This is a genomic window from Micromonospora sp. NPDC053740, assembly GCF_040677775.1.
Classification (GTDB): Bacteria; Actinomycetota; Actinomycetes; order Mycobacteriales; family Micromonosporaceae; genus Micromonospora; species Micromonospora alfalfae.
Window position 1 is genome coordinate 232,651 of record NZ_JBFASO010000004.1, and the last position, 20,522, is coordinate 253,172.

Sequence of the window (20,522 nt, forward strand, 5' to 3'; positions counted from 1 at the left end):
TCTCCCGCAAGTCTCGTCCCTGACATCAACCCGGACACAGAAAGACTAGGTGCGCTCTGAGGTGGTTCGACCGAAATAGGATGAAGTACGGCACCATCCGGTGGACACCGCAAACGGGCCGGCCTCCGATCCCCGGGCGGGGAACGGAGGCCGGCGGACGCGCGGGCGGATCAGGTGGCGTCGATAGCGCCGGTCAGCAACAGGGCCAGGACCAGGGTGCCCAGCGCCACCCGGTACAGCACGAAGACGTACAGGGTGTGGTGCGCCACGTAGCGCAACAACCAGGCGATGGCCGCGTAACCGATGCCGAAGGCGATGACGGTGGCAACGATCGTCTGGGCCACCGTGGGTACCGACGTGCCCGGGGCGGATGGTTCGAACACGTCCCCGAGGCTGAACACGCCGGACATCACCACCGCCGGGATGGCCAGCAGGAACGAGTACCGGGCCGCCGCCTCGCGGGTCAGGTTGAGCAGCAGGCCGGCGGTGAGGGTGCCGCCGGAACGGGACACCCCGGGCACCAGCGCCATGGCCTGGGCGAAACCCATCACGATGCCGTCCTTCATCCGGAAGTTCTCCAGGGTGCGGGTCTGCCGCCCCCAGTACTCGGCGAAGGCCAACACGAACGCGAACACGATGAGCGTGGTCGCCACCACCCACAGGTTGCGCCCGGCGGTCTTGATCTGGTCCTTGAACACGAAACCGAACAGCCCGATCGGGATCGAGCCGACGATCACGTACCAGCCCATCCGGTAGTCGAGGCTGGAGCGCACCGACTTGTCCCGGATGCCCACCAGCCACGTCCGGGTGATCCGCCAGATGTCCTTGGCGAAGTAGATCAGCACTGCCGCTTCGGTGCCGAGCTGGGTGACCGCTGTGAACGACGCGCCGGCGTCGCGGTCGAAGAAGATCGCCGAGGTGATCCGCAGATGCCCCGACGAGCTGACCGGAAGGAACTCGGTCAGTCCCTGGACGATGCCCAGAACGATTGCCTCGACCCAGGTCACTCGCCAACTCCCGAGAGGTCGAGAGCCTCGGCGACGGTACGCAGGGTCTGCACACCGCTGTCCCGGTCGGCCACGAAGAGGGTCACCGACAGCGTGGTGACGCCGGCCGCCGCGTACTCCCGCATCCGCTCGGCGATGCGCTCCTTCGGGCCGAGCAGCGAGGTGCGGTCGATGAACTCCATGGGTACGGCGGCGGCGGCGTCGCGCTGGCGCTTGGCCAGGTACAGGTCCTGCACCTCGCGGGCGGCGTCGCCGTAGCCCATCCGGGTGGCGAGCTGGTTGTAGAAGTTCTGCTGCCGGCTGCCCATCCCGCCCACGTAGAGCGCGGCGTACCAGCGGACGAGTTCGGCGCAGGAGGCCACGTCGTCGCCGATCACCACGGGCACCGACGGCACCACGTCGAAACCGGCCAACTCCTTGCCGACCTTGGCCCGCCCGGCGCGCACCGAGGCGAGCTGCTCCTCGGCGAACTCCGGGGCGTAGAACACTGCCAGCCAGCCGTCGGCGATCTCGCCCGCCAGCTCCAGGTTCTTCGGGCCGACCGCGGCCAGGTAGATCGGTATGTGCTCGCGGGGTGGGCGGAAGCCCAGTCGCAGGGCCTTGCCCGGGCCGTCCGGCAGCGGAAGCGTGTAGTGCTCGCCGTCGTACGCCACCTCCTTGCGGGCGATGGCCAGCTTGACGATGTCGACGAACTCGCGGGTCCGGGCCAGCGGCTTGGCGAAACGCACGCCGTGCCATCCCTCGGAGACCTGCGGGCCGGAGACACCCAGGCCGAGTCGGAACCGGCCGCCGGAGAGCGCGTCGATGGTGGCGGCGGTCATGGCGGTGGCCGCCGGCGTACGGGCGGGGATCTGCATCACCGCGGCGCCGACGTCGATCCGTTCGGTCTGGCCGGCCATCCAGGCCAGCATGCTGGGCGAGTCGGAGCCGTAGGCCTCCGCCGCCCACACCACCGAATAGCCCAGCCGGTCCGCCTCCTGGGCCAGCGCCAGGTGGTCGGCCGGTGTGCTCCACGCCGTCTGGTATCCGAGACTGAGCCCGAGTCGCACTGGTCCTCCCCCATCCGTGGCACAGGTCGCCCCAGGTTACGCAATGCCGATAACGGACTCGATCACCGGCTCGACCCCTTTGATCCCCCCTCCATCGGGGCAGCCCGAGGCGGCGGAACCGGCAGAACCGGCAGAGATACGGGAGCGAGGATATCCGTGGCGGCAGGTTCGAAATAAGGTTCACCCATGCAACAGCGACCGCTCGGCCGAAGCGGGCTGGCGGTTTCCCGGCTCGCGCTCGGCACCATGACCTGGGGCCGGGACACCGACGCCGACGATGCGGCCGCTCAGCTGAAGAGTTACCTCGACGCGGGCGGCAACCTGATCGACACCGCCGACGTGTACGGCGACGGCGACGCCGAGTCGGTGATCGGCTCGCTGCTGGGCTCCCTCGTCCCCCGTGAGGAGCTGCTGATCGCCACGAAGGCCGGGTTACGCCCCGGCAGTGGCCGACGTCGGGACGGCTCCCGGGGGCACCTGCTGCGCACGCTGGACGCGTCGCTGCGCCGGCTCGGCACCGACCACGTCGACCTGTTCCAGGTGCACGGGTACGACCCGGACACCCCCCTCGAAGAGACCCTGGCCGCCCTGGACCACGCGGTGGCCAGCGGCAAGGTCCGCTACGTCGGGGTGTCGAACTTCTCCGGCTGGCAGACCGCGCGGGCCGCGGCCTGGCAGACCGCCTGGCCGGGGCGGGCGCCGGTGGTCGCGTCCCAGGTGGAGTATTCGCTGCTGGAGCGGGGCGTGGAGCGGGAGGTGCTGCCCGCGTGCGACGCGCTCGGCCTCGGCGTGCTGCCCTGGTCGCCGCTGGGGCGGGGCGTGCTCACCGGCAAGTACCGGCACGGCCGTCCGGCCGACTCCCGGGCCGCGTCGCCGCACTTCGAGCCGTTCGTCTCGACGTACCTGGAGCCGCGCTGCTCCAGCATCGTGGAGGCGGTGGCCACCGCGGCCGGTGGGCTGGGGGTGTCGCCGCTGGAGGTGGCCCTGGCCTGGATCCGGGACCGGCCCGGCGTGACAGCGCCGATCCTCGGCGCGCGCACTGTCGGGCAGCTCCTCGGCGCGCTCGCGGTGGAACGGATCACCCTGCCCGAGGAGATCACCACCGCGCTGGACGACGTCTCCGCGGTGCCGGTCGGCTACCCCGAACGCGACGGCTGACCCGCCGGCCGGGTCACGGCGCCGGGCGGTTCCCGGCAAGCTCGCGGATAGCGGTCAGGAACCGGGACTGGTCGTCGCGGGTCGCCGGGTTGACGATCCGGATCCACGAGCCGTCGTCGAAGAAGATGGTGGACGGGAAACGCGTCAGACCGCCCACGCCCCCCTCCGAGTCGATCCGGGCCACCCGGCCGCGCTCGACGCTCCACAGCACCCGCGGTTGACGCCGGTCGGGCCGGTCGGCGTCCGGGCGGGGCCCCATCCGCAGCAGGTGAAGGTGGGTGTCGGTCACCGCCAGCGGTGTGCCCGTGTAACGCTCCAGAAAGAGCAGCAGGCTGCCGGCGAGGGTGGCGAGGTCGCCGCTGAAGACGAACCGGCGACGGTAGGCGATCTCGGCGAGCTGGTCGGCCAGCGGGCGGTACAGGCTCAGCCGGAACAGGGCGCGGAACGCCTCCTGCTCCGGCGTGAGCGGGATCACCACCCGAGGCGCCCGCTGCTGTGGCGGGGCCGGCTCCGGTTCGGCCGCCTCCGGCACCCCCGCCGCGAGGGCGCCAGCGTTGCCCGGCAGCAGCAGCACGCCCGCGGCCATCCGGACCGGCGTCAGCACCGCGTCCACCCAGACCACCGGGTTGACGATGTTGAGTAGCCCGAACAGCACCTTCGGGTCGAGCGAGTCGACGAACTCGTCGGCCATCACATCGGCGAGCTGCCGACCGGCCTTGTGGGTCTGCGGGGCACGGACCGGGCCGAGCCCCACATAGCGCAGCTCCTGCCCGGGCAGCAGTGGCGCGACGAGAGCACGTTCGGGTTCGTCGCTGGTGCGAAATTCGTCGCGCAGCTCACGGGCCTTGTCCCGGGCGGCCCGCGCGCCGCCGAGCACGGCGTCGGTGAACCGGCCGAGGCGGCCCCGCTCCCCTGACATCACGCGTTCCTCCCTAGCGGCCCGCCGGCTGACCCGCCGGCGGTTGCCCGAAGACATTCTGGTCGATCCAGTCCGCCCCGCCCTGCACCGCCTGGTCGATCTGATCGCCGACCTGTTCGCTGCCGGGTACGGAGAGCCCGCTGGTCAACGCGACGGTCCCCCAGGTGACGCCGTGCACGACCGAGTTCGGCACGTTCCACGGCAGATGGGTCGCCCAGTCCCGGGCGACCACCCGGGCACCGTCGGCGACCCCGTGCGCCCGCAGCGCGGCGGCCCGCTCAAGGGTGCCCATGTCGAACGGTGAACCCGACTTGCCCAGCTTGTAGGTGCCCTTCGTCGGGTCGAAGATCTTGTGGAACCACTTGTCGGCCTTGCCGGCGGCGTGCCGCTTGTCGGCGTACTTCCGGCCGGTGAGCAGCTTGTCCTGCATCTTGACCAGCTTGTCCAGGTGCGCCTGCAGCTTGCGCAGATACAGCATGACCCGCTGCAGCAGGCGGATGACCTTCTGAAGATGTGTCGCCAGTGGCCGCATGACCTTCAGAGCCCGGGAAAACACGATCAGGCCCCTGGTCACGGCCACGCCCACGCCGGCCGCCCAGGACGCGCCCATGGTCACCGGGGCCATCAGCAACGCCGTCACCAGCGTCACCAGGAGGAAGTTCACGAACTCCACGCAGAGGTCCACGAGCACGTCGTGCACGGTCTGCAGGCCGTCGGCGACACTGCGCAGGTACTCCGCGGTCGCGGCGAACTGCTCGGCGACGTCGAGGAGCTGCTGCTCCACCTCGGCCAACCGCTGGCCGTACGCCACACCGGACGGTGAGCGCCACCCGCCCTGCGCGGACTCCCGGGCCCCGCGGTGCCCCTGCGCCAGGTCGCGTACCTGCGCGGCCAGCGCGTCCCACTCGGCGGCCTTCGCGCGCAGCACGGCGGGCTCGCCGTCGACCAGCTCGACGAGCTGGATCAGCGGCCAGGCCAGGGTGCGGCAGACACTGTCGACGGCGTCCTGCACCCCGGAGAGCGCGCTGTCCAGGCCGTTCCACAGTTGGACGGCGCTGCCGGCCGGGCCGCTCATCCGGGCAGCCCCGACTGGATGGCCTTGAACCCGGCGTCGAGGTCCCGTTCGTTGTGCTCGTACGCCTCGACCGTGTCGCCCAGCGCCGTGGCGACCCGGCCGAACGCGGCGCTCGCGGCGGAGAACAACTCCTTGCCGCCGGTGACCTGCTCGGCGTACTTGTCGCGGAGCATGTCGCTGGCGAACGGCAGATGGCCGAAGGCGCCCGACGGCACGTCGCCGGCCGAGAGGATCTGCCCCTGCAGCGCGGCCAGCGAGCTGGCGACCTGCTTGGCGGCTGTCTCCAATCGACGGACCGCCTGCACGTCGACATCGATATCCGGTGGCATGCCGTTCCTCCCCCATGAGTCGAGCGCACCGACGATACGATCTCCCGGCCACCGGGCACCACCCGGTCGCACGATCCACGGGGAGGAATCTCATGACGGACCCGACGTCCGCGTTCGACGCGCTCGCCGGGCGGATCGCCGACATCGAACGCCGGTTCGCGGGCCTCCGCGACGACCTGGCCGAACTGTCCGGCACCGCTGTCGACGAGAGCGGCCTGGTCTCGGCGACCGTCGACGCCACCGGCGCGCTGACCGGCCTCACCCTCGCGCCCGCCGCCCTGCGCGCCGGCACGGAAGGGGTGGCCGAGTTGGTGCTCGACGCGTACCGGCGGGCTCGTGAGGTCGCCTCCGGGCACGTCGACGAGCACACCGAGGGGTTGGACGTCGCGCTCGGCGCAGGGCTCGGCGACCTGTTCGGCACGCCGGGAGACTTCTCGGCGCTGGGCCGGCTGGAGGAGACAGTGGCCCGGCTCGGGCGGCTGGACGACCGCCTGCCGGGCGCTCCGGCGTGACGTCGCCGTCGCCGACCTGGCCGGAGATCGCCGCTCGGCTGCGTGACACCGTCGCCCGTTGCGACCGGGACACCGACCTGGAGCTCTCCGCCGGTTCGCGCGGGATCCGGCTGCTGGTGCGCCGCCAGGTGGTGCGGGTGATCTGCCCCGGCCACGACGAGGCACGCCTGGCCGCGCTCGGCTGGCACCGCCCGACCGGCGAGCAGGGCTGGTGGTACGAGGCGGCGCGCACTCCGGAGCAGGTGGAGCGGCTCAGTGTGTTCGTGACCCGTACCGCCGCCGAGGTGTTGACCGACGAACCCGGCACGCTCTCCTGCCGGCCGGTGCCGCCGGACGCCGGCTCTGGCCCGACAGCGCCGCCAAACGCGCGTCGTGCCCCAGCCGAGCCGCCAGCCGCCGGCCCTGGCTCAGGCCCAGCGCAGCCGCCAACCGCCGGCCGTGGCCCGGCAGCCCCGCCGGCCGCCCCTGGATCGCAAGCGGTGCCGGTCGCCCCCGGAACGGCAGCGGTGCCGGCCGCCCCCGAACCGGAAGCGGTGCCAGCCGCCCCCGGATCGACAGCGGTGCCGGTCGGACCCGGAACGACAGCGGTGCCGGTCGCCCCCGGAACGCAAGCGTTGCCGGTTGCCCGGCCGGCAAGGGTCGAGGTGGCCCAGGTCGGGGCGGCTCCGGCCGGGGCGACACCCGCCGAGGCGGCGGAGCCGGCAGTGGTGGGGCGGCTCGCCGCCGCCGTCGACCGACGTGACCTGCCCGGCTACCTCGCAGCGCTGGCCGGTGCCACCGTGTGCGTCCCCCTCGCCGGGGAACCGACGCCGGACGCCGACTTCCCGTGGACGGTGGTCGGCGACGCGACCGGCGCGCCGCTGCTGCCGGTCTTCACCTCGCCGGGGGCGCTCGCCGCGTTCGCCGGGGACGGGGTGCCGTTCGTGGCGCTGCCCTGCGCCGAACTGTTCGAGGACTGGCCGGACCGGTCCTGGGGGCTGGCGGTCGACCCGGGCAGCCCTCGGGCGCTCGCCCTGGCCGCCCCGGCCCTCGCCGCCCTGCTGACGGCGAACGTCCCCACAGCCTGACGCCCCTGCCCAGCCGCGACGACGCCCCCTCTCCCGCGATGCCCCCTCTCCCGCGATCTTGCAGTTGCTGTCGCGACATACGGAGCGTTCCACTCATCTCGGCGACAGGAACTGCAAGATCGGCGCGACGGGGACGCGGGGCGGCACGGAGGGGCGGGGCGGGACGAACCGCCTGCGGTGGCGTCGTTGGTCACTCCGGAGGGGGTGGCGAACGGCCGCTGGGCTGGGCAGCATGGAGGGCATGGACTACGAGTACGCGCCACTGCGGCTGCCGCCGAACGTCGACCGGTTGACCGCCGCGGCGCAGTTGGCGATCCAGGCGGAGTTCTCCGGATGGGAGTTGGCCCGGGTGCGGCTGTACCGGGACGGCACGCGGCAGGTGGTGCTGCGTCGTCGGCGGGTCAACCAGCCGCAGCCGGGTCTGTCGTACTGACGACCGGGCGGTGCCGCCCGAGGCCGGAGTCGGCCCCGGGCGGCACCCGGCCTAGTGCCGGTGCCCGGCCTAGTGCTGATGCCCGGCGTGGTCGTGGTCGTCGTCGAGCTCCAGGAACGGGTGCTCGTCGAGCCGACCGACCAGCCGGTCGTCGGCAGCCGGCTGGAACGGGCCGACCGCGTCGTCGTCGTCGAACGACTCCAGATCGACAGGAGTGCCCACCTCGCTGACCATGACCACCCCGTCGAGCGGCTCCAACTCGGGGACGTCCAACGCGCCGAGCGAGCCGTCACCACTCTGCAGCAGCTCCAGCACCGCCTCGCCGACGCCCTCCACCGGGGCCGGCTCGTCGTCCTCCGGGGTGCCCTCGCGGCGGGCCGCCTCGGCAACCCGCAGGAGCGCGGCGACGCTCGGCACCCGGTAGTCACGACGCTGACGCACCGAGATCACCCGGGGGTGCGGGTCGCTGGCCTCGGCACCCTCGCCTCCGCCGAAACGCTCGTCTGCCTCGTCCGGGTCGATCGAGTCGACATCCCACGGCGTCACCTCGCCGAAGGCGTCGAGCAGTCGCTCGTCGTACGCGAAGGAGGCGTTGTTCAACGCCACGTACGCCTGCCAGACGTCGTCGTCGTCGACGCGGCCCTGCGCGGCGCGTACGGCGGCCAGGTGGTGGCGGGCCGCTTCGATCACCCGCTCGAGAGCGGCGTCCAGCTCACCATGCTGGTCGGTCATGTGGGGCAGTCCCTTCACGATGGGGAGGTTGCGCGCCGACGGCCACCGCCGGACACGACTAGCAGGTGCGGAGGAACCGGTCGAGAACCCGCACGCCGAACTGTAGTCCGTCCACCGGAACGCGCTCGTCGATGCCGTGGAACAACGCCGAGAAGTTCAGGTCGGCGGGCAGCCGCAGCGGGGCGAACCCGAAGCAGCGGATGCCGAGCTGCGAGAACGCCTTGGCGTCGGTGCCCCCGGAGAGCATGTACGGAACGGGCCGCGCTCCCGGGTCCTCCGCGCGCAGGGCCGCCGACATGGCCTCGACCAGGTCACCGTCGAAGGTGGTCTCCAGTGCCGGTTGCCGCTGGACGTACTCGATCGCGATGTCCGGGCCGACCAGCTCGCGCAGCTGCCGCTCCAGCAGCTCGGACTGGCCGGGCAGGCTGCGGCAGTCGATGGTGGCGGTGGCCCGGCCGGGGATGACGTTGTCCTTGTAGCCGGCGCTCAACCGGGTCGGGTTGGCGGTGTTGCGGATGGTCGCGCCGATGATGTTGGCGATGGGGCCGAGCTTGGCGATGGCCGTCTCCGGGTCGTCCGGGTCCAACTCGATGCCGAGCAGGTCGGAGACCTCGGTCAGGAAGGCCCGCACGGTGTCGGTGACCACCACCGGGAAGCGGTGCCGGCCGATTCGGGCGACCGCCTCGGCGAGCGCGGTGACGGCGTTGTCGTCGTGCATCATCGAGCCGTGCCCGGGGCGGCCCTTGGCGTGCAGCCGCAGCCAGTCGATGCCCTTCTCGGCGGTCTCGATGAGGTAGAGCCGCTGACTGTCGTTGACCGAGTAGGAGAAGCCGCCGACCTCACCGATCGCCTCGGTGCAGCCGTCGAAGAGGCCCCGGTGGTTGTCCACCAGGAACCGCGCGCCGTAGTCGCTGCCCGCCTCCTCGTCGGCGGTGTACGCGAGCACGATGTCGCGTGGGGGCCGTACGCCGGTGCGCTGCCAGTGCCGCACGACGGCGAGCACCATCGCGTCGAAGTCCTTCATGTCGATGGCGCCCCGGCCCCAGAGGTAGCCGTCGCGCAGCTCGCCGGAGAACGGGCCGACCGACCACTCGTCGGCGTCGGCGGGCACCACGTCCAGGTGGCCGTGCACCAGCAGCGCGCCCCGGCTCGGGTCGGTGCCCGGGATGCGGGCCACCACGTTCGCCCGGCCCGGCGCGGACTCGTGCAGGACGGACTCCACGCCCACCTCGGCGAGCTTCTCCGCCACGTACTCGGCCGCGCGGCGCTCGCCGACGCTGGTGTCGTTGTCACCCGTGTTGGTGGTGTCGATGCGCAGCAGGTCGCGGCAGAGGTCCACGACCTCTGCGGTGGGGTCGGGCAGGGCGGAGGCGGCATCGCTCGTCATCGCCTCTTCATACCAGCCCGGGCCGCTCGACAGGCCGGCGCGGGTGGACGCATCGACGGGTCGGTTTCGCGTTGGCCGCGTTCGGGTACCGCCGCCCACGACCGAACGTCCCTGCCGGAGCTTCCGCCCGCCAGTCGAGGAGGGCACCATGTCCGCTGTTCCCCTGCCGCCGCTGCCGCCCGCGCCCGCACCCGAGGAGGGCTACCGACCCGCCGGTCGCAGCATCGCCGACATCGTCGACCGGGAGCACCGGCAACTGCTGGCGCTGCTGGACCAGCTCTCCGGCCCGGACACCACGCCGCAGGAGGGGTTGGCGGTGCTCACCGCCGCGCTGTCGCGGCACCTGTCCGCCGAGGAGCAGTACCTGCTGCCGGCGGTCCGCGCGGCGCTGCCGACGGCCGCCGAGCGGGTGGACGCGGAGATCAACGCCGACGCGGGCCTGCTGAGCGCCCTGAAAGGGCTGACGGACGAGGCGCTGACCGAGGTCGCCGAGCGGGTCCGCCGGCATGTCGACGGGGTCGGCGCGCTGGTCACCGAGCTGCGCGCTGTCGCGACCGAGGAGGAGCTGATCCGGCTCGGCAACCGGTTGGAGATCGCCGAGGAGGCCGCGCCGACCCGACCGCACCCGGGCACGCCAGCCACCCCTCCGTGGAACCGGATCGTGGAGCCGGCGGTCGGGGTGGTGGACAAGGTCCTCGACGCGGTGACCCGGCGGCCGACGTACCTGGCGGACCTGCCGGAGCCACCGCGCGACCGGTGACCGGCGACCGCCGGCAATGCATTCATTATCACCGATCCGCTCGGGCTATTCCGCCAGCAGACACGTGGTCCTACCGTCACCCTATGAACCTGGAGCTGCGTCACCTGCGGGTGGTCTGCGCGATCGCGGAGACGGGAAGTGTGACGAAGGCGGCCTCGGCGCTCGGCCTGGCCCAGCCGGCGCTCACCGCCCAGCTCCAACGCATCGAACGGACGCTGGGCGGCCCGCTGTTCGACAGGGACCGGCGCGGGGCTCGACCCACCGCGCTCGGTGAGCTGGTGCTGGCCCGCGCCCGGGTGCTGCTGCCGGCGATGAAGGGGTTGCAGGACGAGGCCGCCCGGCTGGCCGGGGCCGGCGACACCCCGCCGTGCTACCGGTTCGGCGGGGTGAACAGCCCGATCCTGGGTCGGTTGGTGCACCGGTTGGCGGCCGAGCAGCCGCCCGCCCAGATCACCACGTACGCGTCCTGGTCGGTGGACGAGTTGGCGCAGTTGGTGGCCGGCGGCCGGCTGGACTTCGCGCTGGCCGGTGTGTGCGGTGACGCCAGCCCGTCGGCCGGGTTCGGGTTGAGCTGGCAGGAGGTGGCCGTCGACCCGGTGCTGGTGCTGCTGCCGGAGACCCATCCCCTCGCGGCGCAGGACGAGGTCCGCCTGGCCGACCTGCGCCACGAGCAGTGGGTCGCGGCGCCGGGGGACGGCTGCTTCGCCGACTGCTTCGCCGCCGCCTGCGCCCGCGCCGGCTTCACCCCCCGCAAGGTGTACGAGACCGACATCCGCGGCTGCGTCGACCTGGTGGAAGCCGGCGTGGCGGTGGCCCTGTGCCAGGCGACGTTTCGCCCGGTGAGTGGTCTGGTCACCCGTCAACTCGCCGGGACGCCGTTGCGCTGGCGGCTGCTGCTCGGCTGGCATCCGGACTCCCCCGCCGCCCAGGGCTCGGAACTGGTGCTGGCAACGGCCAAGGCGGCGTACGTCGACTCGTTGGCGCCGCACCCGGCGTACCTGGCCTGGCTGCCCCACAACCCGGGGTTCGGCGTCCGGCACCCCAGCGGGGTACGACCGGGCTGATCTGCCGGTATTCCCGGCCGCTGGCGGTGCGAACCGCCGTGGGCCGGGTATCTGGCGGACATGACCGACCTCTACCCGCCCGCCGACGACCGCGAACTGCTACGCCAGGCGGCTGCCGCACACACCGCCGCCACCCGCGAGGTGGAGGCGTTCCTGCGCCGCCTGCCGACGGTGCCCGACCCGGCCGACGTGACCGAGTACGCGAACCTGCTCACCCGGGAGGACCAGACCCGCGGCGACCGGGACGCCGCCGCCGACGCGGCGGGTCTGACCATCGGCAGCCTGGAGCCCGACCAGGGCCAGTAGCGCGCCGCGACGGTGCCGTCCCGGGTTCGGGACGGCACCGTCGCGGGTGAACCTCGCTCAGAGTTCGACGAGCGGGTCGTGACCCAGGTCCAGCAAAGAGTGCCGCCAACTGTCGTCGGCGTTGCCGCGCGACGGCTTGGCGTCCATCAACTCGCGGATCCGCTCGACCGCCTCCCGCATCACCTCGATGTCCTCCGGGGTGAGGTCCACCTTGCGCTTGTTGAGCACCTTGAGGATCTCCCGGCCGGGCTGGGGCAGGTCGAGGTTCGGGTTCGGGCTGAACGACTCCTCCCCCGAACCCCGGGTCAGCAGCCAGGTCCGCAGCTGCTCCGACGGGACGTTGACCTCGGCGTGGAAGTCCTCCCAGAGCACTTCCACCTCGGGGTCGAGCCGCGCTTCGCGTACCATCAGGTCTCCTCTCCGGGCGGCGGCCCGGACGTCTCCGGGTCGTCCTGGTCGGTCTTCGGATGCAGTCCCTCCGCGGGCACCCGCGTGCGGCGGGGGTTCGCGGTGGGCGGCGCCAGGATCGGGTCGGGATGGTCGTCCTCGTCCCGGGGTGTCGCGGACTCCGCGGGCTGGTGCGGGTCCTCGTGTTCGTCCCTTCGCGCCGGCCCGCTCATCGCGGGTGTGTGGTCGTGGCGGCGGTGTACCCCCGCTCGCCCGCTGTCACGTCGAAGCTGAGCGCGCCGTCGCGGACGTCCACAGTGACCTTCTGCCCCGGTGAGATCGCCGACTCCAGCAGCATCCGGGACAGGTGGTTGTCCACCTCCCGCTGGATCACCCGGCGCAGCGGGCGGGCACCGAACTCCGGCTGGTAGCCGTGTTCGGCGAGCCAGTCGATGCCGGCGGTGGTGAACTCCACCTGCAGGTCCTGGGCGTGCATCCGGCGGCGGGTCTCCTCCAGCAGCAGCGCGGTGATGTCGCGCAGCTGCTCGGCTTCCAGCCGGCGGAAGATGATGACCTCGTCGATGCGGTTGAGGAACTCCGGGCGGAAGTTCTCCTGCAGGCGGCGCATGAGCCGCTCCCGCAGCTCGTTGCTCTCCTGCTCGCTGCCCACGTCCCCGCTGCCGAAGCCGACCGAGCGCTGGGCGCCGGTGATCAGCTCGGAACCGAGGTTGCTCGTCATGATCAGGACCGTGTTCTTGAAGTTCACAGTGCGACCCTGGCTGTCGGTGAGCCGCCCGTCGTCGAGCACCTGGAGCAGGATGTTGAACACGTCCGGGTGGGCCTTCTCGATCTCGTCGAGCAGCACCACCGCGTACGGGCGGCGACGCACCGCCTCGGTGAGCTGACCGGCCTCCTCGTACCCGACGTATCCGGGCGGCGCGCCGACCAGCCGACTGACTGTGTGCCGCTCCTGGAACTCGCTCATGTCCACCCGGACCATCCGGTCCGCCTCGCCGAACAACGCCTCGGCCAGGGCCCGCGCCAACTCGGTCTTGCCGACACCGGTCGGGCCGAGGAACAGGAAGCTGCCCATCGGCCGCTCCGGGTCGGCCAGCCCGGCCCGGGAACGGCGCACCGCCTCGGCGACGGCGGTGACCGCGTCGTCCTGACCGACCACCTTCTGGTGCAGGTGACCCTCCAGGCGCAGCAGCCGGTCGCGTTCCTCCTCGGTGAGCTGGCTGACCGGGATGCCGGTGGCCCGGGAGACCACCTCGGCGATCTCCTTGGGGCCCACCTCGGGCACCTGGGAGTTGGACGAGCCGTCCTCGCCGTTCGCGCGACGGATGTTCTCCTCCAACTCGGCGATCCGGTCACGCAGCGCGGAGGCCCGCTCGTACTGCTCGTCGGTGACGGCCTGTTCCTTGTCCCGGCGTACCTCGTCGAGTTCCTGCTCCAGCTCGCGCACGTCGGACGCGGGGGTGCGGGTGCGCAACCGCACCCGGGCGCCGGCCTGGTCGATGAGGTCGATGGCCTTGTCCGGCAGGAACCGGTCGGTGACGTACCGGTCGGACAGCTCGGCGGCCGAGACCAGCGCCTCGTCGGTGAAGCGCACCTGGTGGTGGGCCTCGTACCGGTCGCGCAGCCCGCGCAGGATGGCGATGGTGTCGTCGACACTCGGCTCGGGCACCAGCACCGGCTGGAAGCGCCGGGCCAGGGCGGCGTCCTTCTCGATGCTCTTGCGGTACTCGTCCAGCGTCGTCGCGCCGATCACCCGCAGCTCACCGCGAGCGAGGGCGGGTTTGAGCATGTTGGACGCGTCCATCCCGCCCTCGCTGCCGGCGCCACCGGCCCCGACCAGGGTGTGGATCTCGTCCATGAAGATGATCAGCTCGTCCCGGTGCGCCCGGATCTCGTCGATCACCTTCTTCAGCCGTTCCTCGAAATCGCCCCGGTAGCGGGTGCCGGCGACCAGGCCGGCCAGGTCGAGCTGGACGACCCGCTTGCCGAGCAGGGTCTGCGGTACGTCGCCGTCGCAGATCCGTTCGGCCAGCCCCTCGACGATGGCGGTCTTGCCGACGCCGGCCTCGCCGATCAGCACCGGGTTGTTCTTGGTCCGCCGGGACAGGATCTCCACTGCCTGCTCGATCTCGTCGGCCCGCCCGATCACCGGGTCGATCTGGTCGTTGCGGGCCAGGTCGGTGAGGTCCTGCCCGTACTGGTCCAGGGTGGGGGTGCCGCGGTCCGGCTTCGGCCCGGTCATCGGCCCGCGCTCGGCGTTGGCGGCCTGCAACGACTCGGGTTGGATCCGGCCGGCGGCCAGCATCCGCCCGGCCGGCGACTCCGGGTTGAGCGGCAGCGCCATCAGGATGTGCTCGGGACCGATGTAGTTGGCGCCCATCGCCCGGGACAGCTGATGGGCGTCGAGCAGCGCCCGCTTGGCGGCGGGGGTCAACGACAGGTTGGGCGGTACCTCCCCGCGCGGCGCGCCGTCGCCCTTTCCGCCGAGGGCGTTGAGCAGGGTGTCCGGGTCAGCCCCGGCCCGGCGTACCAGGTCACGCAGCGGCTCGCGTTGCAGCGCCGCCCAGAGCAGGTGGTCGGTGTCCAGGTCGCTGCTCTGCCGCTGCGCGGCCCGGCGGGCCGCGTCGGCGAGCATCTCCCGGGCGTCGGCCGTCATCAGTCGGGTGATGTCGACCCGGTGCGGCGGTCGGCGCCCTCCCTCGCCCCGGCCGAAGTACCTGGCCAGGAATTCGTCCCACGGGTCGGAGCCGATGTCACCGGGTCCCATCATGTCTGTCCTCCGCAGTAGGGCTCGGCACGGTCGGCAGGGGCTACCCGGCGCGCGCCCCGACAAACGCCGCAGGTGGCGGAGGACCGGCATTCGGGAGTGGCGTCGGGTCAGGGCCGGGCGATGGTGGCAGGCTGACGGGATGGATGAGACCCCGCTGCTGATCGTGGATGGCGCCAACGTGGTGGGCTCGCGCCCGAACGGGTGGTGGCGTGACCGTGCCGGGGCCGCTGCCCGGTTGCGTGACTCGCTCGCCCCGGTGGCGACAATCGGGTTGCCGGCCCGGCTGACCGCTCCGGTGGAGGTGGTCCTGGTGGTCGAGGGGGCCGCGCGGGACGTGCCGGGCACCGAGGGTGTTCGGGTGGTCTCCGCCGCCGGCTCCGGCGACGACACGGTGGTCGAGCTGGTGGAGAGTGCGCCGCGGCGTCGACGGCTGGTGGTCACCGCCGACCGGGAGTTGCGCGGGCGGGTGACGGCGCTGGGCGCCGAGGTGTACGGCCCGCGCTGGCTCCGCGAGAACCCGACCAGTAACTGAGAAGTTCTCGCACTGGGACTCCCACAGATCGGACTCCCGGCACTTCCGAGGGCCTTCCGGACAGGCGGGCAGGAACACCGACAGGGCGGATGTTCTTTCGGAACCGCCGATAGGCTCTAATGGAGATCTCCCCGCCCCCAGGAGGTTCCGCCGTGGCGAGCGTCGCCGAGCTGAAGGCTGCCATCGATGTCGCCCTCCAACAGATCGGAGACGGGCAGACAGCCGTGCAGGCGGCCGGCGAGAAGCTCTCCGAGGCACAGCAGACCCTGGCCGGAGCGCTGGAGGGCAGCGGGCACGAGACGGTGGAGGCGGCCCAGGCGTCGCTGACACAGGCCAGCCAGGAGCTGGAGGAGTGTCTCGCCGCGACACTTGTCGCGGTGGAGCAGGCGCAGCTCTACGTCTCCACCCTGTAGGCCGCCGTGTCCATCATCGAGGATGTCGGCGGGCAGGTCCGTGCCGCCACCGAGGAGTTCCCGGTGGCGCTGCTCGGGCAGGCGCTGGAGAAGTTCGGCCTGGCCGCGGAGCGGCTGCGCTGGGTACGACAGGAGTCGGCCAACCCGATGGGGGTGCCCGAGCTGTCCGCCGCCACCGAGCACGCCGAGAGCGCCGGCTACGCGCTGCGGGTGGCCCAGGAACAGCTGTCGGCCTACCTGACGGCGATCGGGCTCGGCGCCGACGGCGCCCCGGCGCCCCGCCCTGAGCAACGCGCTCCCCGACACGACACGCCACCGGCGTCCGGGCCCGCGGCGGTCGCGCCGGAGCCGGCCGAGCAGGTGCGGATGCGCCGCTGGTGGTCGGTGCGGGTGGCCGAGCTGACCGGCGGCCGCGAGGGCGCCGACGACGAACCCGACGAGCGGGTGGACGACTCCCAGGAGTTGCTGCGCCGAGTGGTGGGTGGTGTCCGCTCCGGCGACCGGGACCGGCTCCGCAAGGAGCTGCGCCGGGCCCCGGCCGACGTGGGGCTGGGCATGGCGGCGCTGGCGCCGCCACTGCTGCGCGAGCTGGCCGGCGAGTTGCTCGGGCACCCGCCGCGCGCCACCGACCTCGGGCGGCTGCGAGGCGAGTTGGACGGACGCGTCCGCGATCTGCTGCCCGGGTTGCCGCCGCCGGTGCTGGAGACGCTGCTGACCCGGGTGTGCCGGATGCCGCCACCGCGCGCCTCCGGGGAGCCACCGCACGCCGCCGACTCGGCGGTGACCGCCGGGGTGGCGACCGGGTTGCTGCTCGCCCGCCTCGGCCGGGACCTGCCGGCCGACGGCGCGAGAGAACCGGCGGGGGCGAGAGAACCGGCGGGGGCGGGGCAGCCGGCGCGGGCCGGGCAGTCGACTGGCGCGCAACAACCGGGCGGGACCGGGCGACCGGGCGCGGTCCCCCGCGCGAGCGGTGCGGTCTCCCGCCCGAGCGGTGCGGCACAGCGGCCGGGCAGCGCCGACGCGCAGCGCTCCGGTGGCCTGCCGCCGCGCGCGGACGGGCCGCCGCCGCGCCCCGGTGGGCTGCCCCCGCGCTCGGGCAGCCCCTGGCGGGACGCCCCGACGCATCGGGGCTCCGATGGCTGACCGGCGCGGTCAGCTTGCCAGCCGGGTCCGGGCCACCCTCGCCGAGGCGTTGGGCGCCACCCGTACCCGGCTGTCCGCCGCCCAGGCCGACCTGACCGCCGGGCGGGAACGACTGGCCCGGGTCCAGCGGGCGGCGGCCGCCGTACCGCAGCGGGTGGGCACCCAACGGGACCGCCGCATCGCCGAGATCGACGCCCGCTACTCCACCCGGATCGCGGAGCTGGCCCGGCGGGCCGCCGACGCGGCCCGGCAGGAGGCGCCAGGCTGCGCCGGGGCCGACTGGGCCGGGTGGGCGCCGACGCCCGCCCGTCGAGCTGAGCCGCCCGGTGCGCTGCGGGTCGGCACGGTCCGGATCGACGGCGTCGACCCGGTGCCCGCGCTTGTGCCGTTGCTCGACGCCGGGCACGTCCACCTCTCCGGGGACGACCGCGCCGGCTGCGACGCGGTGGTCTCCTCGTTGCTGCTGCGGGCCGTCGGCCGCGCCAACCCCGGGGCGGTACGACTGATCGGGTACGACCCGGATCAGCTCGGCGGCGGACTGGCCGGGTTCGCGCCGTTGGGCACGGCGGGGCTGCTCACCTTCGTCGGCCCGGGCGGGCTGGGCCCGCTGCTGGACGACCTGGTGGAGCAGATCCGCCGGATCAACGAGACGGTCCTCGCCGGCGAGTACGCGTCGCTGCGCGAACTGGCGGCGGCGACCGGCCGACGACCAGAGCCGTGGCGGGTGGCGGTGCTGCTCGGCGGGGAGGAGCTGAACCGGCACGAGCGCGGGCAACTGGACCGGGTGGTGCGGGCCGGCGCGGCCTGCGGCGTACACCTGGTGGTGCACGGTGTGCCGTTGCCGGAGGACCCGACGGTGACCCGGGTGGTGGCCGGCGTGTCCGGCGCGCGGATCGGCGGTTCGGCCGGGTTGCCGGTCCGGCTGGACCCACCGCCACCGGCGGCGCTGGTCACCGAGACCTGCCGGGACGTCGCCGCCCGGGTGAACGCGGGCCCCCCGCCGACCCCCTTCAGCGACCTGCTGCCCCCGCCCGAGCTGATGTGGCGGGAGGACTCCGCCGACGGGCTGACCGCCCCGATCGGTGAGGGCCCACAGGGCCGGCCGGTACGGCTGACGCTTGGCGACTACCCACCGCACGCGCTGATCGGCGGGCCCTCCGGCACCGGCAAGACCAACCTGATCTTCGCGTGGATCGGCGCCCTCGCCGCCCGCTACTCCCCCGCCGAGCTGGAGTTCTACCTGCTGGACTTCAAGGAGGGAGTCTCCTTCGCGCGGTTCGCGCAGGGCCGGCGCGACCCGAGTTGGCTGCCGCACATGCGGCTGGTCGGCATCAACGTCAACACCGACCGGGAGTTCGGGCTGGCGCTGCTGCGCTTCCTCACCGAGGAGTTGCGCCGACGCGCCGACGCGGCCAAGAAGCACGAGGTGACCAAACTGGCCGAGCTGCGGGCGGTCGACCCGACCGGGCACTGGCCACGCATCGTCGCCGTGGTGGACGAGTTCCAGATGTTGCTGGCCGGCCGGGACGTGGTCGCCCGGGAGGCGGCCGACCTGCTGGAGGACCTGGCCCGCCGCGGCCGGTCCCAGGGCATCCACCTGGTCCTGGCCTCGCAGGACGTGCGGGGCATCGAGGCGCTGTGGGGTCGCCCCGCGCTGGTCGCCCAGTTCACCCTGCGCATCGCGTTGCCCAAGGCGCTGCGCATCCTCGCCGAGCGCAACGACGCGGCGCAGTCGCTGCCGCGCTGGCACGCGGTGGTCAACGCCGAGTCGGGCATGGTGGAGGGCAACGAGGTGGCCCGCATCCCGTCGGCCAGCGACTGGGAGACCTGGAGCGGGTTGCAGCACCGGCTGTGGCGGATGCGCGCCCCCGACGCGGCGCCGGCCCGGCTCTTCGACGGCGACGCGATCCCCCGGCTGGCGGACGCCCCGGACTTCCGGGCGCTCGCCGCACCGCCGGACGGGACCGCGCCGCGCAACCCGGTGGCATTGCTCGGCGAGATCATCGACGTGCAGTCCCGCTCGGCGTCGCTGCGGCTGCCGCGCGCCCCGGGCCGCAACCTCGCGGTGCTCGGCACCCGCGTCGACGAGGCGTGCGCGGTGCTCGACGCGGCGGCCCGGTCGCTGGCCCGCCAGCACCCGCCGGGCACCGCCCGGTTCTCCATCGCCTGCCTCGACCCGGACGCCGACCCGATCGCCCGCGCCCTCTACGACGACCTGGCCGACGACGCCGCCTGGTACGACGAGGAGACCGTGGGCGAGCTGATGGCCGAGACGGCCGACGGGCTCGGCGGCCCGGGAAGCCCGCACTACCTGCTGCTGTTCGCTGTCGACGCGGCAGCGGGTGCGTTGGCCGCCCGCGCGGGTCGGCGTACCGGCCTGGAGCAGCTGCGCCGGATCATGCACGACGGGCCGGAACGGCGCACACACGTGCTGGCCTGGTGGCGGGGTGTGGCCCGGATGCGCGCCGATCTCGGTGGGCCGGCCGCCCGTACCGACCAGATCGGCGCCTGGGTCGCCCTTGACGCGCACGGCGGCGAGTTGGGCTCGTCGCTCTATCCGGGCACCGGCGGCCCGGACTGGTATCCCCGCCCCTGGCGGGGGCTCTTCTTCGACCGGGCGGTGCACCGCACCGGTCAGGTGATCATCCCGTATGGACCGACACGATGAACGAACCGGTGACCAGCGAGACGTACGCGGCGCAACTGCGCCGGCTGGCCGACCTCAGCGCGCGGGTGCGCGAGCAGCGCGCCGAGGCGCACACCTGGCACGAGCGGCAGTGCGTTGCCGCCGAGCGGGCCGTCGCCGAGGCGGCCGAGCAGCTCCAGAGCGCCGAGGAGGAGCTGGTCGCCGCCCGTGAGCAGCAGGAACGGGTCGACGCCGAGGTGGCCCACCTGTGGCAGCAGGTCCGCTCCCGCCTCGGTGCCCGCCGCCTCGGCGGCCCGCCCGCCCCGGCGAACGGCGTCGGGGCCACCGACCCGGTGCTGCTGCTCGCCAAGGCTCGTGACCTGCTCGACAGGGCCGGCCAGCCGGGCGAGCTGCCGGGCTCGGTCAACCCGCTACTGGCGCTCTGCGGGGTGGCCGGCGGTGTGCTGGCGTACGCGCTGGGCGCCGGTGCCCGGGCGCTCGGCGTTGGGTACGGCGGCGACCTGGCCGTCGGACTGCCGGTGCTCGCGCTGGTGGTGACACTGCTCGGGCCGCTGGTCGGTCTGGTGCCGGCCCGGGTGCTGGCCGACCGCCGACACGCGGTGCTCGGTCCCCGACCGATCACCGTGGTGATCGGCGCCGGTCTGCTGACCACAGTGCTGCTGCTGGTCCTCGGCCGCTGACCCGGGGGCACGGCCTCGCCGCGCGGCGAGCCCTGATCGACTCGGCTTCCCGAAAACCGTGCTGTCCCTGCCTCGCGGACACCGCGACTTCCTGAAAACCGAGTCGATCACGGCCGACGAGCCCGTCCGGCCGG

General features: G+C 73.2%; 22 protein-coding genes. 12 read left to right on the forward strand and 10 right to left on the reverse strand.

Features of this window, described 5'->3' with window-relative positions; translation table 11 throughout:
* Positions 1-170: 170 nt before the first annotated feature.
* Complete coding sequence (locus AB0K35_RS13825; RefSeq protein WP_238672170.1) at positions 171-1,007, reverse strand: undecaprenyl-diphosphate phosphatase; 837 nt, start codon at positions 1,005-1,007, stop codon at positions 171-173.
* Positions 1,004-2,056 carry an LLM class F420-dependent oxidoreductase gene (locus AB0K35_RS13830; RefSeq protein WP_363885458.1) on the reverse strand — a complete coding sequence of 351 codons (1,053 nt, stop codon included), beginning with the start codon at positions 2,054-2,056 and terminating at the stop codon, positions 1,004-1,006. The genes AB0K35_RS13825 and AB0K35_RS13830 overlap by 4 nt, the downstream gene beginning before the upstream one ends.
* Positions 2,057-2,242: 186 nt before the next feature.
* Here AB0K35_RS13830 and AB0K35_RS13835 point away from each other — a divergent pair, with 186 nt between their 5' ends.
* Positions 2,243-3,214, forward strand: coding sequence for an aldo/keto reductase (locus AB0K35_RS13835; protein ID WP_238672169.1), 972 nt, complete (start codon positions 2,243-2,245; stop codon positions 3,212-3,214).
* A gap of 13 nt (positions 3,215-3,227) precedes the next feature.
* Here AB0K35_RS13835 and AB0K35_RS13840 read toward each other — a convergent pair whose 3' ends face one another.
* From AB0K35_RS13840 to AB0K35_RS13850, 3 genes are read right to left on the reverse strand one after another with little or no spacing between them, the layout of a single operon-like run.
* The gene (locus AB0K35_RS13840) at positions 3,228-4,133 is read right to left on the reverse strand and encodes a hypothetical protein (protein ID WP_363885460.1); all 906 of its coding nucleotides are present in this window, start codon (positions 4,131-4,133) and stop codon (positions 3,228-3,230) included.
* Between the two features lie 13 nt (positions 4,134-4,146).
* On the reverse strand, positions 4,147-5,208 hold the full coding sequence (locus tag AB0K35_RS13845; protein WP_238672167.1) for a WXG100 family type VII secretion target: 1,062 nt from the start codon (positions 5,206-5,208) through the stop codon (positions 4,147-4,149).
* Complete coding sequence (locus AB0K35_RS13850; protein WP_238672166.1) at positions 5,205-5,537, reverse strand: hypothetical protein; 333 nt, start codon at positions 5,535-5,537, stop codon at positions 5,205-5,207. The genes AB0K35_RS13845 and AB0K35_RS13850 overlap by 4 nt, the downstream gene beginning before the upstream one ends.
* Positions 5,538-5,629: 92 nt before the next feature.
* Between AB0K35_RS13850 and AB0K35_RS13855 the strand changes: the two genes are divergently transcribed.
* The 3 genes from AB0K35_RS13855 (at position 5,630) to AB0K35_RS13865 (ending at position 7,549) form a co-directional block, all read left to right on the forward strand.
* Positions 5,630-6,049 (forward strand): YbaB/EbfC family nucleoid-associated protein, encoded by a 420-nt coding sequence (locus AB0K35_RS13855; RefSeq protein ID WP_158629563.1) that lies wholly within the window; start codon positions 5,630-5,632, stop codon positions 6,047-6,049.
* A complete protein-coding gene (locus AB0K35_RS13860) occupies positions 6,046-7,116 on the forward strand; it encodes an SseB family protein (RefSeq protein ID WP_363885463.1) in 1,071 nt (356 codons plus the stop codon). Before AB0K35_RS13855 ends, AB0K35_RS13860 begins: the two co-directional genes overlap by 4 nt.
* Positions 7,117-7,357: 241 nt before the next feature.
* A complete protein-coding gene (locus tag AB0K35_RS13865; RefSeq protein ID WP_013734349.1) occupies positions 7,358-7,549 on the forward strand; it encodes a DUF5703 family protein in 192 nt (63 codons plus the stop codon).
* Positions 7,550-7,618: 69 nt separating this feature from the next.
* Here AB0K35_RS13865 and AB0K35_RS13870 read toward each other — a convergent pair whose 3' ends face one another.
* Both AB0K35_RS13870 and AB0K35_RS13875 read right to left on the reverse strand, forming a co-directional pair.
* Positions 7,619-8,281, reverse strand: coding sequence for a hypothetical protein (locus AB0K35_RS13870; protein WP_091408864.1), 663 nt, complete (start codon positions 8,279-8,281; stop codon positions 7,619-7,621).
* A 58-nt stretch (positions 8,282-8,339) separates the two neighbouring features.
* Complete coding sequence (locus AB0K35_RS13875; RefSeq protein WP_124854659.1) at positions 8,340-9,668, reverse strand: M20/M25/M40 family metallo-hydrolase; 1,329 nt, start codon at positions 9,666-9,668, stop codon at positions 8,340-8,342.
* Positions 9,669-9,816: 148 nt separating this feature from the next.
* Between AB0K35_RS13875 and AB0K35_RS13880 the strand changes: the two genes are divergently transcribed.
* The 3 genes from AB0K35_RS13880 (at position 9,817) to AB0K35_RS13890 (ending at position 11,798) form a co-directional block, all read left to right on the forward strand.
* Positions 9,817-10,428: a hemerythrin domain-containing protein gene (locus tag AB0K35_RS13880; protein WP_357363982.1), complete on the forward strand. Its 612-nt coding sequence runs from the start codon at positions 9,817-9,819 to the stop codon at positions 10,426-10,428.
* An 83-nt stretch (positions 10,429-10,511) separates the two neighbouring features.
* Positions 10,512-11,492 (forward strand): LysR family transcriptional regulator, encoded by a 981-nt coding sequence (locus AB0K35_RS13885; RefSeq protein WP_238672162.1) that lies wholly within the window; start codon positions 10,512-10,514, stop codon positions 11,490-11,492.
* Positions 11,493-11,552: 60 nt separating this feature from the next.
* Entirely contained in the window at positions 11,553-11,798 is a 246-nt protein-coding gene (locus AB0K35_RS13890; protein ID WP_238672161.1) for a hypothetical protein, read from the forward strand.
* Between the two features lie 57 nt (positions 11,799-11,855).
* Here the strand turns inward: AB0K35_RS13890 and AB0K35_RS13895 are convergent, their stop codons facing one another.
* From AB0K35_RS13895 to AB0K35_RS13905, 3 genes are read right to left on the reverse strand one after another with little or no spacing between them, the layout of a single operon-like run.
* Positions 11,856-12,206: a DUF3140 domain-containing protein gene (locus AB0K35_RS13895; protein WP_238672160.1), complete on the reverse strand. Its 351-nt coding sequence runs from the start codon at positions 12,204-12,206 to the stop codon at positions 11,856-11,858.
* Entirely contained in the window at positions 12,206-12,418 is a 213-nt protein-coding gene (locus tag AB0K35_RS13900) for a hypothetical protein (RefSeq protein ID WP_238672159.1), read from the reverse strand. The genes AB0K35_RS13895 and AB0K35_RS13900 overlap by 1 nt, the downstream gene beginning before the upstream one ends.
* Entirely contained in the window at positions 12,415-14,973 is a 2,559-nt protein-coding gene (locus AB0K35_RS13905; RefSeq protein ID WP_238672158.1) for an ATP-dependent Clp protease ATP-binding subunit, read from the reverse strand. Before AB0K35_RS13905 ends, AB0K35_RS13900 begins: the two co-directional genes overlap by 4 nt.
* Positions 14,974-15,112: 139 nt before the next feature.
* Between AB0K35_RS13905 and AB0K35_RS13910 the strand changes: the two genes are divergently transcribed.
* The 5 genes from AB0K35_RS13910 to AB0K35_RS13930 all read left to right on the forward strand — a co-directional run bounded on the left by AB0K35_RS13910 (position 15,113) and on the right by AB0K35_RS13930 (position 20,388).
* Positions 15,113-15,505, forward strand: coding sequence for a hypothetical protein (locus tag AB0K35_RS13910; protein ID WP_363885467.1), 393 nt, complete (start codon positions 15,113-15,115; stop codon positions 15,503-15,505).
* A 152-nt stretch (positions 15,506-15,657) separates the two neighbouring features.
* Positions 15,658-15,918 (forward strand): hypothetical protein, encoded by a 261-nt coding sequence (locus AB0K35_RS13915; protein ID WP_030332749.1) that lies wholly within the window; start codon positions 15,658-15,660, stop codon positions 15,916-15,918.
* A 6-nt stretch (positions 15,919-15,924) separates the two neighbouring features.
* Positions 15,925-17,061 (forward strand): hypothetical protein, encoded by a 1,137-nt coding sequence (locus tag AB0K35_RS13920; RefSeq protein WP_363885469.1) that lies wholly within the window; start codon positions 15,925-15,927, stop codon positions 17,059-17,061.
* Positions 17,054-19,729, forward strand: coding sequence for an FtsK/SpoIIIE domain-containing protein (locus AB0K35_RS13925; protein WP_363885471.1), 2,676 nt, complete (start codon positions 17,054-17,056; stop codon positions 19,727-19,729). The genes AB0K35_RS13920 and AB0K35_RS13925 overlap by 8 nt, the downstream gene beginning before the upstream one ends.
* Positions 19,726-20,388, forward strand: a complete 663-nt coding sequence (locus AB0K35_RS13930) for a hypothetical protein (protein WP_238672154.1) — start codon at positions 19,726-19,728, stop codon at positions 20,386-20,388. Before AB0K35_RS13925 ends, AB0K35_RS13930 begins: the two co-directional genes overlap by 4 nt.
* Positions 20,389-20,522 lie beyond the last annotated feature (134 nt).

What these genes read in the sequence shown, in the direction of transcription:
- AB0K35_RS13895 (WP_238672160.1), bottom strand. Translation starts at nt 12,206, where the DNA reads ATGGTACGCGAAGCGCGGCTCGACCCCGAGGTGGAAGTGCTCTGGGAG.
- AB0K35_RS13905 (WP_238672158.1), bottom strand. Translation starts at nt 14,973, where the DNA reads ATGATGGGACCCGGTGACATCGGCTCCGACCCGTGGGACGAATTCCTG.
- AB0K35_RS13850 (WP_238672166.1), bottom strand. Translation starts at nt 5,537, where the DNA reads ATGCCACCGGATATCGATGTCGACGTGCAGGCGGTCCGTCGATTGGAG.
- AB0K35_RS13910 (WP_363885467.1), top strand. Translation starts at nt 15,113, where the DNA reads ATGGATGAGACCCCGCTGCTGATCGTGGATGGCGCCAACGTGGTGGGC.
- AB0K35_RS13885 (WP_238672162.1), top strand. Translation starts at nt 10,512, where the DNA reads ATGAACCTGGAGCTGCGTCACCTGCGGGTGGTCTGCGCGATCGCGGAG.
- AB0K35_RS13900 (WP_238672159.1), bottom strand. Translation starts at nt 12,418, where the DNA reads ATGAGCGGGCCGGCGCGAAGGGACGAACACGAGGACCCGCACCAGCCC.
- AB0K35_RS13835 (WP_238672169.1), top strand. Translation starts at nt 2,243, where the DNA reads ATGCAACAGCGACCGCTCGGCCGAAGCGGGCTGGCGGTTTCCCGGCTC.
- AB0K35_RS13930 (WP_238672154.1), top strand. Translation starts at nt 19,726, where the DNA reads ATGAACGAACCGGTGACCAGCGAGACGTACGCGGCGCAACTGCGCCGG.
- AB0K35_RS13890 (WP_238672161.1), top strand. Translation starts at nt 11,553, where the DNA reads ATGACCGACCTCTACCCGCCCGCCGACGACCGCGAACTGCTACGCCAG.
- AB0K35_RS13875 (WP_124854659.1), bottom strand. Translation starts at nt 9,668, where the DNA reads ATGACGAGCGATGCCGCCTCCGCCCTGCCCGACCCCACCGCAGAGGTC.
- AB0K35_RS13925 (WP_363885471.1), top strand. Translation starts at nt 17,054, where the DNA reads ATGGCTGACCGGCGCGGTCAGCTTGCCAGCCGGGTCCGGGCCACCCTC.
- AB0K35_RS13865 (WP_013734349.1), top strand. Translation starts at nt 7,358, where the DNA reads ATGGACTACGAGTACGCGCCACTGCGGCTGCCGCCGAACGTCGACCGG.
- AB0K35_RS13880 (WP_357363982.1), top strand. Translation starts at nt 9,817, where the DNA reads ATGTCCGCTGTTCCCCTGCCGCCGCTGCCGCCCGCGCCCGCACCCGAG.
- AB0K35_RS13840 (WP_363885460.1), bottom strand. Translation starts at nt 4,133, where the DNA reads ATGTCAGGGGAGCGGGGCCGCCTCGGCCGGTTCACCGACGCCGTGCTC.
- AB0K35_RS13855 (WP_158629563.1), top strand. Translation starts at nt 5,630, where the DNA reads ATGACGGACCCGACGTCCGCGTTCGACGCGCTCGCCGGGCGGATCGCC.
- AB0K35_RS13845 (WP_238672167.1), bottom strand. Translation starts at nt 5,208, where the DNA reads ATGAGCGGCCCGGCCGGCAGCGCCGTCCAACTGTGGAACGGCCTGGAC.
- AB0K35_RS13870 (WP_091408864.1), bottom strand. Translation starts at nt 8,281, where the DNA reads ATGACCGACCAGCATGGTGAGCTGGACGCCGCTCTCGAGCGGGTGATC.